Below are 14034 nucleotides of genomic sequence, written 5' to 3'. Positions count from 1 at the left end.
ACTTTGCCACTATGAGACTTTGAAGCTCTGCATCTTTGCAAATAAAAAAACTTTGCTACTAAAAAATCTCCAAAAACCTTTCCTGCTCAACAACAACTTAACTTTAGTAACTTTGCATCTTTCTAATTAGGAACAACCATGAAAATATCTGTAGAATTGACATTAAGTCCGCTTCAGAACGAATTTGAAGAACCAATTATCAATTTCATCAAAAAATTAAGAGCCTCGGGATTAACCGTATTAGAAAATCCGTTAAGCACACAAGTGTATGGAGATTATGATACTGTGATGCGTTTGGTTACTGCTGAATTGAAAAATGCCTTTGAATTGATTGACAACGGATTGCTATTTATGAAAATCGTAAAAACCGATCGTAGCGATTATGAGCCAACTTTTTGATTTCCTTTTTGGGCAGTATGCTGATTACAACCTTATTGATGTTTGGCTAGAAATTATTGCCGTTATCTTTGGTTTTTTATCCGTTTGGTATTCTAAACAGAATAAAATTTGGGTATTCCCAACGGGGATGATAAGCACTGCTATTTTTGTATACCTCTTGTTAAAATGGGAACTATTAGGCGATATGATGATTAACGGGTACTACTTTATGATGAGTGTGTACGGTTGGTATATCTGGACACGAAAAGTAGATGCCACACATGTAACTCCTATTTCTAGAACAACATCTAAAGAAAAAAAACAAAGCGTAGCCATATTTGTAGCCACCTTAGTTTTTGTCTATTCTGTGTATACCGCTTTTGATAAATGGACGAGCTGGACAGCTTATGTAGACACCGTTACCACTGCCATTTTCTTTGTAGGAATGTGGCTCATGGCAAAAAGAAAAATAGAAAACTGGATTTATTGGATTATCGGAGATATCATTTCCGTTCCTTTGTACTTTTATAAAGGATTTACCTTTACCAGTTTTCAATATTTATTATTTACCTTTATAGCAATTGCAGGATATTTAGCATGGAAAAAGCACTTACACAACAACCCATCAACCTTGTAAAAGTGGTATTATTTGGACCTGAAAGCACAGGAAAAACAACCCTTTCTGGACAGTTAGCACGTCATTATAATACCGTTTGGGCTCCCGAATTTGCGCGTGAATACTTGCAAGATAAGTGGAACAACGAACGTAAAACTTGTGAGCAACACGATTTAATTCCGATTGCTGAAGGACAAATGGACTTGGAAAATGAATTGGCTAAAAAAGCGGATAAAGTACTCATTTGTGATACCGATTTGTTAGAAACCAAAGTATATTCTGAAGAGTATTATGGCGGATTCGTAGATCCGAAATTAGACGAGGCTGCCATTGCAAACAGCTACGATATTTATTTCTTAACCTATATCGATACGCCTTGGGAAGCGGATGATTTACGCGACAGACCCGAACAACGTTTGGAAATGTTTAAAGCCTTTGAAAATGCGTTGAAAAAATACAACCGTCCGTATGTGTTGTTAAAAGGCGACAAAGAGACCCGATTGAAAAAAGCAGTCGAAATTATTGATGAATTACTCACAAAAAAAGAAAACTTATACTCTTTTTCCGACACCCTTACCGATTTAGACATGCACTTCATGCACCAATCACCCGACACACCTAATTACGATATGTAAAACACATGTGTTGTCATTGCGAGTGGAACGAAGCAATCTTTAAATTATGAGTTCTCAATATACAGATTACTTCGTCGCATCCTCCTCGTAATGAAGTCCGTTTTATTCGTCATTGCGATCCCGATACTTCGGGAGAAGCAATCTGCTTGTCGACAAAAAGATAACCACGTCGTTAGCACTCCTCGTTATGACGAACCTCAAAAACATACCGTCATTACAAACCAACACTGAGCGTAGTTGAAGTGATCGTGAAGTAATCTTTTCCTTTTTATCTTTAACCATTCACGAGGGCAAGCCCCCTTTACAAACAGCAATAGATTCCCTATATTTGAGACATTCACAAACACTATGAACAAAGAACAACTTCTTAAAGAACTCAACTTTAAAGCCGTACGAAGCTCAGGTGCTGGAGGACAACATGTAAACAAGGTTTCCTCTAAAGTAGAGTTAAGTTTTACTATTGAAGACTCGTTAGGGCTCTCGGACAAAGAAAAAGCGCTACTCCTTAAAAACTTAGCGAACAGACTCTCTAAAGAAAATACACTCATGCTAAGCTCTCAAGAAAGCCGCTCACAACACCGCAATAAAGAATTGGTAACTGAACGCTTTTTTAACCTCTTAGAACAAGCTTTAGTAGTACCTAAAGTACGTAAAGCTACTAAACCTAAAAAAGCAGCGATCACCAAACGTTTAGACGAAAAAAAACGGCTTTCTGATAAAAAAGAAAGCCGCAAGAAGTTTAAATTCTAATTATTACAACGGAATATTCCCGTGTTTTCTATTAGGTCTTTCTACTTTTTTACCCTCTAACATTGCAAAAGCTTTGATTAGTTTTCTACGGGTGTCTTGTGGTAAAATTACCTCATCTACAAATCCGCGTTCTGCTGCTCGGTAAGGATTCGCAAATTTATCAGCATACTCTGCTTCCTTTTCAGCAAGTTTCGCTTCGTGGTCGTCAGCTTCTGCAATTTCCTTTTTAAAGATAATTTCACTCGCTCCTTTGGCTCCCATTACCGCAATTTCTGCACTAGGCCATGCAAAGTTCATGTCTGCTCCAATATGTTTTGAGTTCATTACGTCATACGCTCCACCATAGGCTTTACGGGTAATTACACTTACTCTTGGCACGGTAGCTTCACTCAATGCATACAATAATTTTGCTCCGTTGGTAATAATAGCATTCCATTCTTGGTCAGTTCCTGGTAAAAACCCTGGTACATCTACCAATACCAATAACGGAATATTAAAACAATCACAAAAACGGGTAAATCGTGCTGCTTTTTTAGAACTGTTTACATCCAAACACCCTGCTAAACTCATCGGTTGGTTGGCAACAACCCCCACACTTCTTCCTCCTAAACGCGCAAATCCAACTACGATATTATCGGCGTAATCTTTATGGATTTCAAAAAATGAATCCGCATCGGCAATACCGTCAATTACGGCACGCATATCGTACGGTTTGTTCGCATTATCTGGAACTATATTGGCTAACTCTTCTCTTATTTCATCGCCTAATTCAAATGGTAATTTTGCTGTAGTTTCTTGATTATTTTGTGGCATATAACTCAACAATGTTTTGATATCTTCCAAACATTGTACATCATTTGCAGCCGTTAAATGTGTAACTCCCGATTTGGTTGCATGCGTACTTGCTCCTCCTAACTCTTCTGAAGTTACTTCTTCATTGGTTACTGTTTTTACTACGTTGGGTCCCGTAACAAACATATAACTTGAGTTTTCTACCATAACGGTAAAATCGGTCATGGCTGGTGAATATACTGCTCCACCCGCACAAGGTCCCATAATCGCAGATATTTGTGGGATTACTCCTGATGCTTGTACGTTTCTGTAAAAAATATCGGCATAACCACCTAACGAACGTACTCCTTCTTGAATACGTGCTCCACCAGAATCGTTCAATCCGATTAATGGTGCTCCTACTTTTACCGCTAAATCCATAATCTTACAGATTTTTTCTGCATGTGTTTCTGATAATGAACCTCCAAATACCGTAAAGTCTTGTGCAAACACGTACACTAAGCGTCCGTTTACAGTTCCGTATCCTGTTACCACTCCGTCACCATAAAACTTCTGATTTTCCATTCCGAAATCGGTGGTTCTATGAGTTACTAAAATGCCTACTTCTTCAAAAGAACCTTCATCTAAGAAATAATCGATGCGCTCACGAGCGGTTAATTTTCCTTTTTGATGATGACGGTCGATGCGTTGTTGTCCGCCTCCTAACTTTGCTTCGGTAAGTTTATGTTGTAATTCTTCTATTTTAGATTTCATCTATATTCTTTTTTTGGGCGTTCCCCAAGGGTCGGGCTTTCCGCTATATCTTTTGTTGGTTCTCGATACTTGCTTCGCAAACTCGAACTGACAACAAAAGGATGCCGCTGCAATCCCTAACGCAAATTATGTATTAACAAGTTTTTAAAATACGTTGTTCTTTTAAATACTGCTGTAAAGCTACTTGTGCAGCAATCTTCGCTTCTTTTTCATATCCTGCTTCTAACAACTCAGGTGTGTAATATTTCTTTACAAAATGAGTATCGAAATTCCCTGAGGTGAAAGCTTCGTGTTCGCATACGAACTTTCCGAACGGCAACGTAGTTTCTATTCCTTTTACTTTGTAGTTACTAATCGCTTGTTTCATTAACTCAATAGCTTCTTCGCGCGTATTTCCGTAGGTAATCAATTTAGAAATCATCGGGTCGTAATAAATAGGAATTTCCATTCCTTCTTCAAAACCATCATCTACACGAATATTTTCTCCTTTCGGATGTTGGTAGGTTTCCAACACTCCAATACTCGGAGCAAAATTGTCTAACGGATCTTCTGCATATACACGTAACTCTAGCGCGTGTCCGTTAATTTGCAAGTCTTCTTGTGTGAATGATAGCTCCTCTCCTCTTGCTATTTTTATTTGTTGTTCTACCAAGTCTACTCCCGTAATGAGTTCCGTAACTGGATGCTCTACTTGCAAACGTGTATTCATTTCTAGGAAATAGAAGTTCTTGTTTTCATCTAATAAAAACTCTACGGTTCCTGCTCCTAAATAATCACAGGCTTTCGCAACTCTTACTGCTGCGGCTCCCATGGCTTCTCTAATTTCTGGAGTCAACACACTTGATGGTGCTTCTTCTACTACTTTTTGGTGGCGACGTTGTACCGAACATTCGCGTTCAAATAAGTGTACTACGTTTCCGTGAGCATCTGCCAACACTTGGATTTCGATATGACGTGGTGATCCTACATATTTTTCTATAAATACAGAACCATCTCCAAAAGCTGATTCTGCCTCTGAAATTGCACGCTGCATTTGTTCTTTGATATCTGCTTCTTTTTCAACAACACGCATTCCTTTTCCTCCACCTCCTGCTGAAGCTTTAATCAAAATCGGATACCCAATTTCATTTGCTACTTTCGATGCATATTCTACATCGGTTACCGCTTCATCAATACCTGGAACCATCGGAATATCATAGGCTTTTACTGCATCTTTTGCTGCCAATTTACTTCCCATTACTTCAATAGCATGAGTTTTTGGACCTATAAATACAATTCCTGATTTTGCTACGGCTTCTCCAAAGGCTGCATTTTCACTTAAAAATCCGTATCCTGGGTGAATTCCATCTACATCTAACTCTTTCGCTACTTCAATAATTTTATCTCCTAATAAATACGATTGATTGGATGGTGCAGGACCAATACATACTGCTTCGTCTGCGAAAGTTACGTGTGGTGAATTTCTGTCTGCTTCAGAAAAAACTGCTACCGTTTTAATTCCCATCTTTTTTGCTGTACGCATTACACGCAAGGCAATTTCTCCTCTATTTGCTACTAATATCTTTTTCATATTATTCCATTTCTATTAAAACCGTATTCTTTTCTACCTTGTCTCCTGCTTGAACCGCTATCGATTTTACGACTCCGTCTCTTGGTGCTTGTAAAGTATTCTCCATTTTCATGGCTTCTAATACCAAAATTCCATCACCTTCTTTTACTTCTTGACCAATTTCAACATCAACAGAAACAATTAACCCAGGCATTGGTGCCTTGATATCGTTTTCTTTTTTCTCTGCAGCTACTTCTAAACCTAATTCATCAATCAACATATCTAATTCGTTAGAAATATTCACCTCATAGGTGTTTCCGTTGATTTGAATGGTGTATGTTTTTTTGTTGAAATTTGTTTGAAGTATGGTAGCTTGATACGATTGGTTATCATCAAGTACGTGGTAGTTATTTTGTGATTTTTCTACTATGTCTAACGCCTCTATTTGCGCTTCAGTAAAGTCAAAATCATGCGTTTTATTAACGCTCGTTTTAAAAGGTTTACTCATAAATGTCTGATATTTTCACCACTAAAATATTAAAATTACAATGGAATGCATTGAGTTAAATCTATAAATTGGCTAGAATGTTTTTTTATTTACTTAATAACTTCTTGTTCTTTTATAAACAAGCCTAGAAAAACCCGCTATTTATCCCGCTTAATTCATATTTCATATTTACCTTTGCACTGTTCTCATAAAGGGGTGCCTTATTTGAATTACGAATTGTGGAATTACGAATTTTGATTATTAAAATAATTTGTAATTAATCATTTATAATTCATAATTAAATTCAGGCTGAGATCATACCCAACGAACCTGGAACAGGTAATGCTGTTTAGGGAGGCGATAATCGCCATTTGGAAACCAATTATTACGAGAAACTTGTTTACTGAAGAAAAGATTACTTAGTCGTAAACTCCTCGTAATGATAAATTTTAATTATTCAATTTTTAACTAAAGAATAATTACCTCTTTTTATTCGATTTTGTTTTTATAAATGGGACCGATGTCTTTTCATAAAAAAGTGAAGATAGTAACTTTTTTACTCGTAGTATTCACAACATTAACAACGAGCGCACAAACGTTTATTTTATCTGGTAAAGTAGTTGATGAAAATCAAGAACCTTTAGTGGGTGCAACCGTTGCTGTTAGAAATCAAACCAAAGGAACTTCAACCGACTTTAATGGTAAATTCAAATTAAACTTAACCAAAGGAACGCATACTATTGAGGTCTCTTATGTAGGATTTAAAAGTACTTCGCAAGAAGTTGAACTTACCAACAACCAACAAATTACCTTTCAATTAATTTCTAACGAAACAGTGTTAGATGAAGTACTAGTTTCTGCTGTTCGTGTAAAAGCAGATGCGCCTGTAACACACTCTAACCTTAGCAAACAAGAAATAGAAAAGCGTAATTTAGGACAGGATATTCCTGTATTACTAAACTACTTACCTTCGGTAACTTCATCTTCAGATGCAGGTGCGGGTGTTGGTTATACTTATATTCGCGTACGTGGTTCGGATGCTTCTCGTGTGAATGTTACGATTAACGGAATTCCATACAACGACTCTGAAAGTCATGGAACTTTTTGGGTGAATATGGGAGATTTTGCTTCATCAACCCAAAGCTTACAATTACAGCGTGGTGTAGGAACGTCTACGAACGGTTCTGGAGCCTTTGGAGCTAGTTTAAACATCTTAACCGATGCTGTTTCAGAAGAAGCTGGTGGAGAAATTTCAAACGCTTTTGGTTCGTTCGGAACAAGAAAGCACACCGTAAAATTTACTACTGGAAAACTAAACGATCATTTTGAGTTTGCAGGACGTTTGTCTAACATTTATTCTGACGGATATGTTGACCGTGCTTTTACCGATTTAAAATCGTATTTCTTACAAGGTAGCTATACAGATGACAATACGTTGATTAAAGTCTTAGCTTTTGGAGGAAAAGAAAGAACGTACCAAGCTTGGTATGGTTTAAGCGCTGAGGAATTACAAGAAAACCGTCGTCAAAATCCGTATACCTATGACAACGAAACTGATAATTATTGGCAAGATCACTACCAATTACACTGGAATGAGAAACTCTCTGATAACTGGTCTACCAATATTGGATTAAATTATACCAAAGGAGAAGGATATTTTGAACAGTTTAAAGAGGACAAAGATGCTGTTGATTATGGTAATGTAATTGTTGACAGAAGCGATGTTATCGTTCGTCGTTGGTTGGATAATGATTTTTATGTAGCTAATGCTAACGTTACTTATAAAACTGAAAAATTCGAGTTAATCTCTGGTGCTTCTTATAGTAATTATACAGGAGATCATTTTGGTGAAGTTATTTGGGCTACACAATTTGCAGATGGTGCTAGCATTAGAGATCGTTACTATTTTAGTGATGCTAAAAAGAATGATTTTAGTGTTTTTTCTAAAGCTACTTTTAATGTTTTTGATAATTTAAAAGCTTTTGTTGATGTACAAGGTAGATTTATTGATTATACAACCGGCGGATTAACTTCTGATAGAAATCCTTTAAATATTGATACCTCGTTTAGCTTCTTTAATCCTAAGCTAGGGGTTACTTACACTATCAATAAGGAGAACAGTATTTATGCATCGTATGCGCGTGCGAATAGAGAACCGAACCGTGATGATTTTCAAAACGGTATCAACGTACAACATGAAACCTTAGATGATTTTGAATTGGGATGGCGTTTGCACAATAAAACAGTTCAATTGAATACTAATATCTACTATATGTCTTACGATAATCAATTAATTCAAACAGGTGGACTGAATGATGTTGGAGAATATTTACGAGAAAACGTTAAAGATAGCTACCGTTTAGGAGTAGAAATTGATGCTAATTTTAACGTTTCAGACAAGTTTAACATTAACCAAAATCTTACGGTAAGTAGTAATAAAATCAACAATTTTATATTAGATCGTGATGGTGTTCAACGTAATATTGGAACTACGGATATTGCTTTTTCTCCTAATATTATTGCTGGAAATGCTTTGGTTTATAAGCCTGCAAAAGGGCTACAATTAGCTTTACTGTCTAAATTTGTTGGTGAACAATATTTAAGTAACACAAACACAGAAGCCTCTAAACTAGATAGCTATTACGTTAGTGATTTTAATGTTAGTTATGAATTAAAAATGAACAAAGTTTTTAAATCTATTGTTTTTACAGGATTGGTAAACAATCTTTTTGATAAAGAATATGTTGATAGAGGATACACCTATTTAAATACTTGGGATACTCCTGGAACTTCTTTTGAAGTCCAAGGATACTTTCCGCAAGCTACTAGAAACTTTTTAGTAGGTGCAACGTTAAAGTTTTAAGTGGAAAAATGCTAGAAAAACAAAAAACCGAGACAATTGTCTCGGTTTTTTTATGCTCTTGAAAATTAAGTTCTAAAAGACTAACTTCGTTATCGGTAGATATAAATCATTAAGACGAACTCATAACCTTAATCACATTGTCCTAAATGACACAAGAATTAACAGAAACTGAATTTAAAAACAGCTTTGACAATGGAATGACAGACATTACAGAAATGGAGATTAATGAGCCGATTGACATATGGAATTATGTAAAAAAATTGACTAAAAATCAAATCGTGAACCGGATTGTTTACGAAAATGAACTTGTGGAAAAAGTTTATCGAAATGATTTAAAAACTTTTGACCATATTTTACTTCCGACTAAAAAACAAAAATGTATTTCTGATTATTGTAGTGGACTTGAAAAAGAAAAAAATATTCGGGCACAAAATTTTCGACTTAAATAAGGAATATGTAATTAAGTAAAAACACTATGTACAAAAAATCCCGAGCAAATGCTCGGGATTTTCTTATTCTTTATTTTTTTCTTCCCATTCTAAAATTCCTCCTAGAACATTGTAGGCTTTGTATCCTTTCTTAGCTAGGAGTTCCGTAGCTTTTTTACTTCTACCTCCTGAGCGACAGTAAATATATACAGGTTGCGATTTATCTAACTTTTCTAAAACCTTTCCTTCAAAGTCATCTCCTGTAATATCTATTTTTATCGGATCTTTGATTACTCCTTCTGCCCATTCTTGTGGAGTTCTAACGTCTAATAACTGTACGTTATCTTCGTTTTCTAAAACTAACTGCAAGTTTTCAACCGTGATATCTTTTGCCTCATTGGTTTGAGGTTTACACGACAATACTACTGTTAAAAATAAACCTACTAAAAATACACCTCTCTTCATTCTTTTTATTTTAAAGTTGATGGACAAACAGCTGCTGACCTTGGAATATCAGTTTCTTTAATTGCTTTATATCCACCTGCAACATCAATTATGTTATGGAATCCTCTAGCTTTTAAAATAGATGCTGCAATTACTGAACGATATCCACCTGCACAATGCACATAAAAATCTCCTTTTATTGGAAACTCTTCAATATGATCGTTTAAGAAATCTAACGGAGTACTTGGTGCATCTATAATATGCTCACTTGCATATTCTCCTGGTTTACGCACATCAAAAACTGGAGCTCCCTTTGTAAGTTCTTCTGCTAAAACAGTTGCAGGAACCGAACGCAAGGTATCTACTTCTTTTCCTGCTGATTTCCAAGCATCAAAACTTCCATCTAAATACCCTAATACATTGTCAAAACCAACACGAGATAAACGTGTAATCGTCGTTTCTTCTTGTCCTTCAGGGGTAACTAATAAAATTGGTTGTGTAACATCTTTAATTAAGGCTCCTACCCATGGTGCAAATGTTCCTCCTAAACCAATAAAAATTGATTGCGGAATGAATCCTTGAATAAATTCTGCTTGATTACGAACATCTAATACCAACGCATCTGTTTCATTTGCTATTTTTTCAAAATCTTCTACTGATAAAGCTTTTGCTCCGCTTTTAATAACTTCATCGATAGATTGGTATCCTTCCTTATTCATTTTTACATTTAAAGGAAAATATTCAGGCGGAGGCAATAATCCGTCTGTTACTTCTTTAACAAACTCCTCTTTGGTCATGTCTGCACGCAATGCGTAATTGGTTTTCTTTTGATCTCCAATCGTTCCAACTGTTTCTTTACTTAAATTCTTACCACAAGCTGAACCTGCTCCGTGTGCTGGATAAACGATTACTTCATCTTCCAACGTCATAATTTTTGTACGTAAACTGTCGTACAACAATCCTGCTAATTCTTCTTGTGTTAAGTTTGCTGCTTTTTGCGCTAAATCAGGACGACCTACATCTCCTAAGAATAAGGTATCTCCACTAAAAATTGCATGGTTTTTTCCGTCTTTATCTTTTAACAAATAAGAAGCACTTTCCATGGTATGCCCTGGTGTATGTAATACGGTAATGGTAATATCACCTAACGTAAACACTTCACCATCTGTTGCGATATGAGCCTCGTAGTTCGTTTTCGCTGTTGGTCCATATACAATCGTTGCTCCTGTTTTTTCTGCAAGGGTTACGTGACCACTTACAAAATCTGCATGAAAATGCGTTTCAAAAATATATTTGATTTTAGCGCCATCTTTTTCAGCTCTGTTTATATAAGGATCTACTTCACGTAATGGATCTATAATTGCTACTTCTCCGTTACTTTCAATATAATAGGCTCCTTGTGCTAAACAACCTGTATAAATTTGCTCTATTTTCATAATATTATATAGTTATTTATACGCCTGATGTATGTATTGTGCGTATTTTTTTTGGTTTTGGTTATCTCCTGTTTTATAAAAATTTACGGCTCCGTTAGCACGCATAAAAAAGTGATCTAAACTTACAACATCTAATAAACCACCTCTAAAAAAGGCATCTCTTACTGGCCCTTTCACTCCTGCAAAATAGAATTGGATATTATGCTTGTTAAAATAAACTATACGTTCTTTTAACATATCTATACCCGTACTATCTACTCTGTTAATACTCTCTGCATCTAAAACAATCAACTTTAATGCCTTTCCTTTTTCTGCTGCCATTTCGTCTAATTTATCACGAAAATAGTTTGAATTGGCATAAAATAATTGTGCATCAAAGCGAAACACTAAAATTTCTTCTTCTATGATAACTTCCTTGAATCTGTTTTTATTACGATAGAAATCTGAATTTGGTACTTTTCCTAACTCAGCTACGTAAGGTCTTGAGGTTCTAAAAATTAAAACGATTAACGATAAAACTACTCCTATTAAAATTCCGTATTCAATTCCGAAGAAAATCGTTGCTAAAAAAGTAGCTAATAATAACCAGAAATCTAAATTATTCGCTTTCCATAACCTTCTTGCTTCTTGTACATTTATCAAGTTAAAAACTGCAACAATAATAATTGCTGATAAAATAGTTTTAGGTAAATGGTAAAATACTGGTGTTAAGAAAAGTAAGGTGATTACTACCAATAATGCCGAAACGATTGCTGAAACTCCTGTTGTTCCTCCTGATTCTGCATTGATTGCCGAACGAGAGAAACTTGATGCTGAAGGATATGATTGAAACAACGATCCAACCATATTACTTAATCCTAACGCTACTAGTTCTTGGTTTGGTCGGACTCTGTATTCATCTTGTTTAGCTTCCAACGTTTTTCCTATAGAAATGGTTTCTAAATACCCTACCATAACCAATGTTGCAGCAATTGGTATTAATTCTCGTATTAATGCTACATCAATTACTGGTATTGAAAACTTAGGAAGTCCTGAAGGAATATCTTTTACAATAGCTACATCTGTAAGTTGATCTCCAAAAAGACGTATTGTTACAATTCCTAATATCACAACGATTAATGCATTTGGAATCTTTCTATTTACTTTTCTAAAAATTATAATAACCACACAGGCTAGTAAACCTATAATCGTAGTATTTGTTTTAAAATATTGAAGTCGGAACAAAATATCTTCTAACAACACATGTATTTGATCGCTTTGTACAAAATCTACTCCAAATAAATTTCTAAACTGATTCAATCCAATAATTAAAGCTACGGCTGATGTAAACCCTGTTATTACAGGTCTCGACAAGAAGTTAACTACAAAACCTAAGCGGAAAATTCCCATTAAAAATTGAATAGCCCCTACCACTAACGCAAGTAATATTGCTATACCAATATAACTTTCAGATCCTGTTAATGCTAAAGTAGAAACTCCTGTTGCTACGATTAATGAATCCATTGCTACAGGACCAATTGCTACTTGGCGTGATGTACCAAAAAAAGCATACATTAATTGAGGCATTAATGCGGCATATAACCCATAAATTGGTGGTAATCCAGCAATAAGTGCATACGCTATACCTTGTGGAATTAACACAATAGCAACCGTTATACCTGCAACTACATCACCTCTTAATTGTGATTTTTTATAGTTAGGCAACCATTCTAGTATCGGTATGAGTTTTTTTAGTAGTTTCATTTTTAAAAGAGCTCTCCTTGGCTACTTCCTTTAATTCTACCTAAATGTTTATAAGCCAAATCGGTTACTTCTCTTCCTCTTGGCGTACGCATGATAAACCCTTGTTGAATTAAAAAAGGTTCATACACTTCTTCTATTGTTTCTGAATTTTCTGCGACAGCTGTAGCTAACGTGGTAATTCCAACTGGACCACCTTTGAACTTATCAATAATCGTAGATAGTATTTTATTATCCATTTCATCTAGCCCATGTGCATCAACATTTAATGCTTTTAGCGCATATCTAGCTATTTCAATAGTAATGGTACCATCTCCCTTTATTTGTGCAAAATCGCGTACTCTACGCAATAATGCATTCGCTATACGTGGTGTTCCCCTACTTCTTCCTGCTATTTCAATAGCAGCTTCCATAGAAATTGGCACTTTTAATATAAAAGCACTTCGTTGAATAATGTTGGTTAGCAGCTCAGTTGAGTAATAGTGTAATCGACTACTGATTCCAAAACGAGCTCTCATTGGTGCTGTAAGTAGTCCTGAACGAGTAGTTGCTCCTACTAAAGTAAACGGTTCTAAATTGATTTGTACTGTACGTGCATTAGGCCCAGATTCAATCATAATATCGATTTTATAATCTTCCATAGCCGAATACAGGTATTCTTCTACTACAGGACTTAATCGATGGATTTCATCTATAAAAAGTACATCTCTTTCATCTAAGTTGGTTAGTAAACCTGCTAAATCTCCTGGTTTATCTAAAACAGGACCTGAGGTAACTTTAATTCCTACTCCCAACTCATTCGCTAAAATGTGTGCTAACGTCGTTTTTCCTAACCCCGGAGGTCCATGAAATAAGGCGTGGTCTAACGCTTCATCACGCTGATTTGCTGCTTCAACAAAAATCTTAAGATTTTCTATCGCTTGATCTTGACCTGTAAAATCATCAAATGACAGTGGACGCAGCTTTTTTTCAACGTCTAACTCTTCATTAGAATAATGTTTGTTTTCAGGGTTTAGGTTTTCGTTCATATAGTTGCAAATATACTTGAAATAAAACGGTTGTTTTGTAATATATGTTACTTAGCTCTTTACTATGCTAAGATACGTATTATAAAGAATTCTTAAGTTTATAAAAATAAAAAGCCTCCCAAAATTGGGAGGCTT

13 protein-coding genes are annotated in these 14034 nt (G+C 35.6%); 6 read left to right on the top strand and 7 right to left on the bottom strand.

What is annotated here, in order from left to right:
• Positions 1 to 138 precede the first annotated feature (138 nt).
• The 4 genes from Q0663_RS02525 (at position 139) to arfB (ending at position 2379) form a co-directional block, all read left to right on the top strand.
• On the top strand, positions 139 to 399 hold the full coding sequence (locus Q0663_RS02525) for a hypothetical protein (RefSeq protein WP_281980614.1): 261 nt from the start codon (positions 139 to 141) through the stop codon (positions 397 to 399).
• Positions 383 to 1015, top strand: a complete 633-nt coding sequence (gene pnuC / locus Q0663_RS02520) for a nicotinamide riboside transporter PnuC (RefSeq protein WP_299005791.1) — start codon at positions 383 to 385, stop codon at positions 1013 to 1015. Before Q0663_RS02525 ends, pnuC begins: the two co-directional genes overlap by 17 nt.
• Positions 976 to 1629, top strand: coding sequence for an ATP-binding protein (locus Q0663_RS02515; RefSeq protein WP_299005789.1), 654 nt, complete (start codon positions 976 to 978; stop codon positions 1627 to 1629). Before pnuC ends, Q0663_RS02515 begins: the two co-directional genes overlap by 40 nt.
• Positions 1630 to 1977: 348 nt before the next feature.
• On the top strand, positions 1978 to 2379 hold the full coding sequence (gene arfB / locus Q0663_RS02510) for an alternative ribosome rescue aminoacyl-tRNA hydrolase ArfB (protein ID WP_299005786.1): 402 nt from the start codon (positions 1978 to 1980) through the stop codon (positions 2377 to 2379).
• A gap of 3 nt (positions 2380 to 2382) precedes the next feature.
• Here the strand turns inward: arfB and Q0663_RS02505 are convergent, their stop codons facing one another.
• The 3 genes from Q0663_RS02505 to Q0663_RS02495 form a co-directional block, all read right to left on the bottom strand.
• On the bottom strand, positions 2383 to 3924 hold the full coding sequence (locus Q0663_RS02505) for an acyl-CoA carboxylase subunit beta (protein WP_299005783.1): 1542 nt from the start codon (positions 3922 to 3924) through the stop codon (positions 2383 to 2385).
• A gap of 133 nt (positions 3925 to 4057) precedes the next feature.
• A complete protein-coding gene (accC, locus tag Q0663_RS02500) occupies positions 4058 to 5494 on the bottom strand; it encodes an acetyl-CoA carboxylase biotin carboxylase subunit (RefSeq protein ID WP_299005778.1) in 1437 nt (478 codons plus the stop codon).
• 1 nt (position 5495) lies between these two features.
• Positions 5496 to 5981 carry an acetyl-CoA carboxylase biotin carboxyl carrier protein subunit gene (locus tag Q0663_RS02495; protein ID WP_299005776.1) on the bottom strand — a complete coding sequence of 162 codons (486 nt, stop codon included), beginning with the start codon at positions 5979 to 5981 and terminating at the stop codon, positions 5496 to 5498.
• Positions 5982 to 6498: 517 nt separating this feature from the next.
• Between Q0663_RS02495 and Q0663_RS02490 the strand changes: the two genes are divergently transcribed.
• Both Q0663_RS02490 and Q0663_RS02485 read left to right on the top strand, forming a co-directional pair.
• On the top strand, positions 6499 to 8823 hold the full coding sequence (locus Q0663_RS02490; protein ID WP_299005773.1) for a TonB-dependent receptor: 2325 nt from the start codon (positions 6499 to 6501) through the stop codon (positions 8821 to 8823).
• Between the two features lie 146 nt (positions 8824 to 8969).
• Positions 8970 to 9272 (top strand): hypothetical protein, encoded by a 303-nt coding sequence (locus tag Q0663_RS02485; RefSeq protein WP_299005770.1) that lies wholly within the window; start codon positions 8970 to 8972, stop codon positions 9270 to 9272.
• 63 nt (positions 9273 to 9335) lie between these two features.
• Here Q0663_RS02485 and Q0663_RS02480 read toward each other — a convergent pair whose 3' ends face one another.
• From Q0663_RS02480 to ruvB, 4 genes are read right to left on the bottom strand one after another with little or no spacing between them, the layout of a single operon-like run.
• Complete coding sequence (locus Q0663_RS02480; protein WP_299005767.1) at positions 9336 to 9716, bottom strand: rhodanese-like domain-containing protein; 381 nt, start codon at positions 9714 to 9716, stop codon at positions 9336 to 9338.
• Between the two features lie 5 nt (positions 9717 to 9721).
• Positions 9722 to 11131: an MBL fold metallo-hydrolase gene (locus Q0663_RS02475; RefSeq protein WP_299005764.1), complete on the bottom strand. Its 1410-nt coding sequence runs from the start codon at positions 11129 to 11131 to the stop codon at positions 9722 to 9724.
• Positions 11132 to 11143: 12 nt separating this feature from the next.
• The gene (locus Q0663_RS02470; RefSeq protein WP_299005762.1) at positions 11144 to 12874 is read right to left on the bottom strand and encodes a SulP family inorganic anion transporter; all 1731 of its coding nucleotides are present in this window, start codon (positions 12872 to 12874) and stop codon (positions 11144 to 11146) included.
• 2 nt (positions 12875 to 12876) lie between these two features.
• Positions 12877 to 13899: a Holliday junction branch migration DNA helicase RuvB gene (gene ruvB, locus Q0663_RS02465; protein WP_120185687.1), complete on the bottom strand. Its 1023-nt coding sequence runs from the start codon at positions 13897 to 13899 to the stop codon at positions 12877 to 12879.
• Between the last annotated feature and the right edge of the window lie 135 nt (positions 13900 to 14034).

This window comes from uncultured Tenacibaculum sp., from assembly GCF_947504135.1.
In the GTDB taxonomy this organism is placed as follows: domain Bacteria; phylum Bacteroidota; class Bacteroidia; order Flavobacteriales; family Flavobacteriaceae; genus Polaribacter.
The sequence above is the reverse complement of the archived record's forward strand: the minus strand, read 5'-3'. Positions and strand labels throughout refer to the sequence as shown.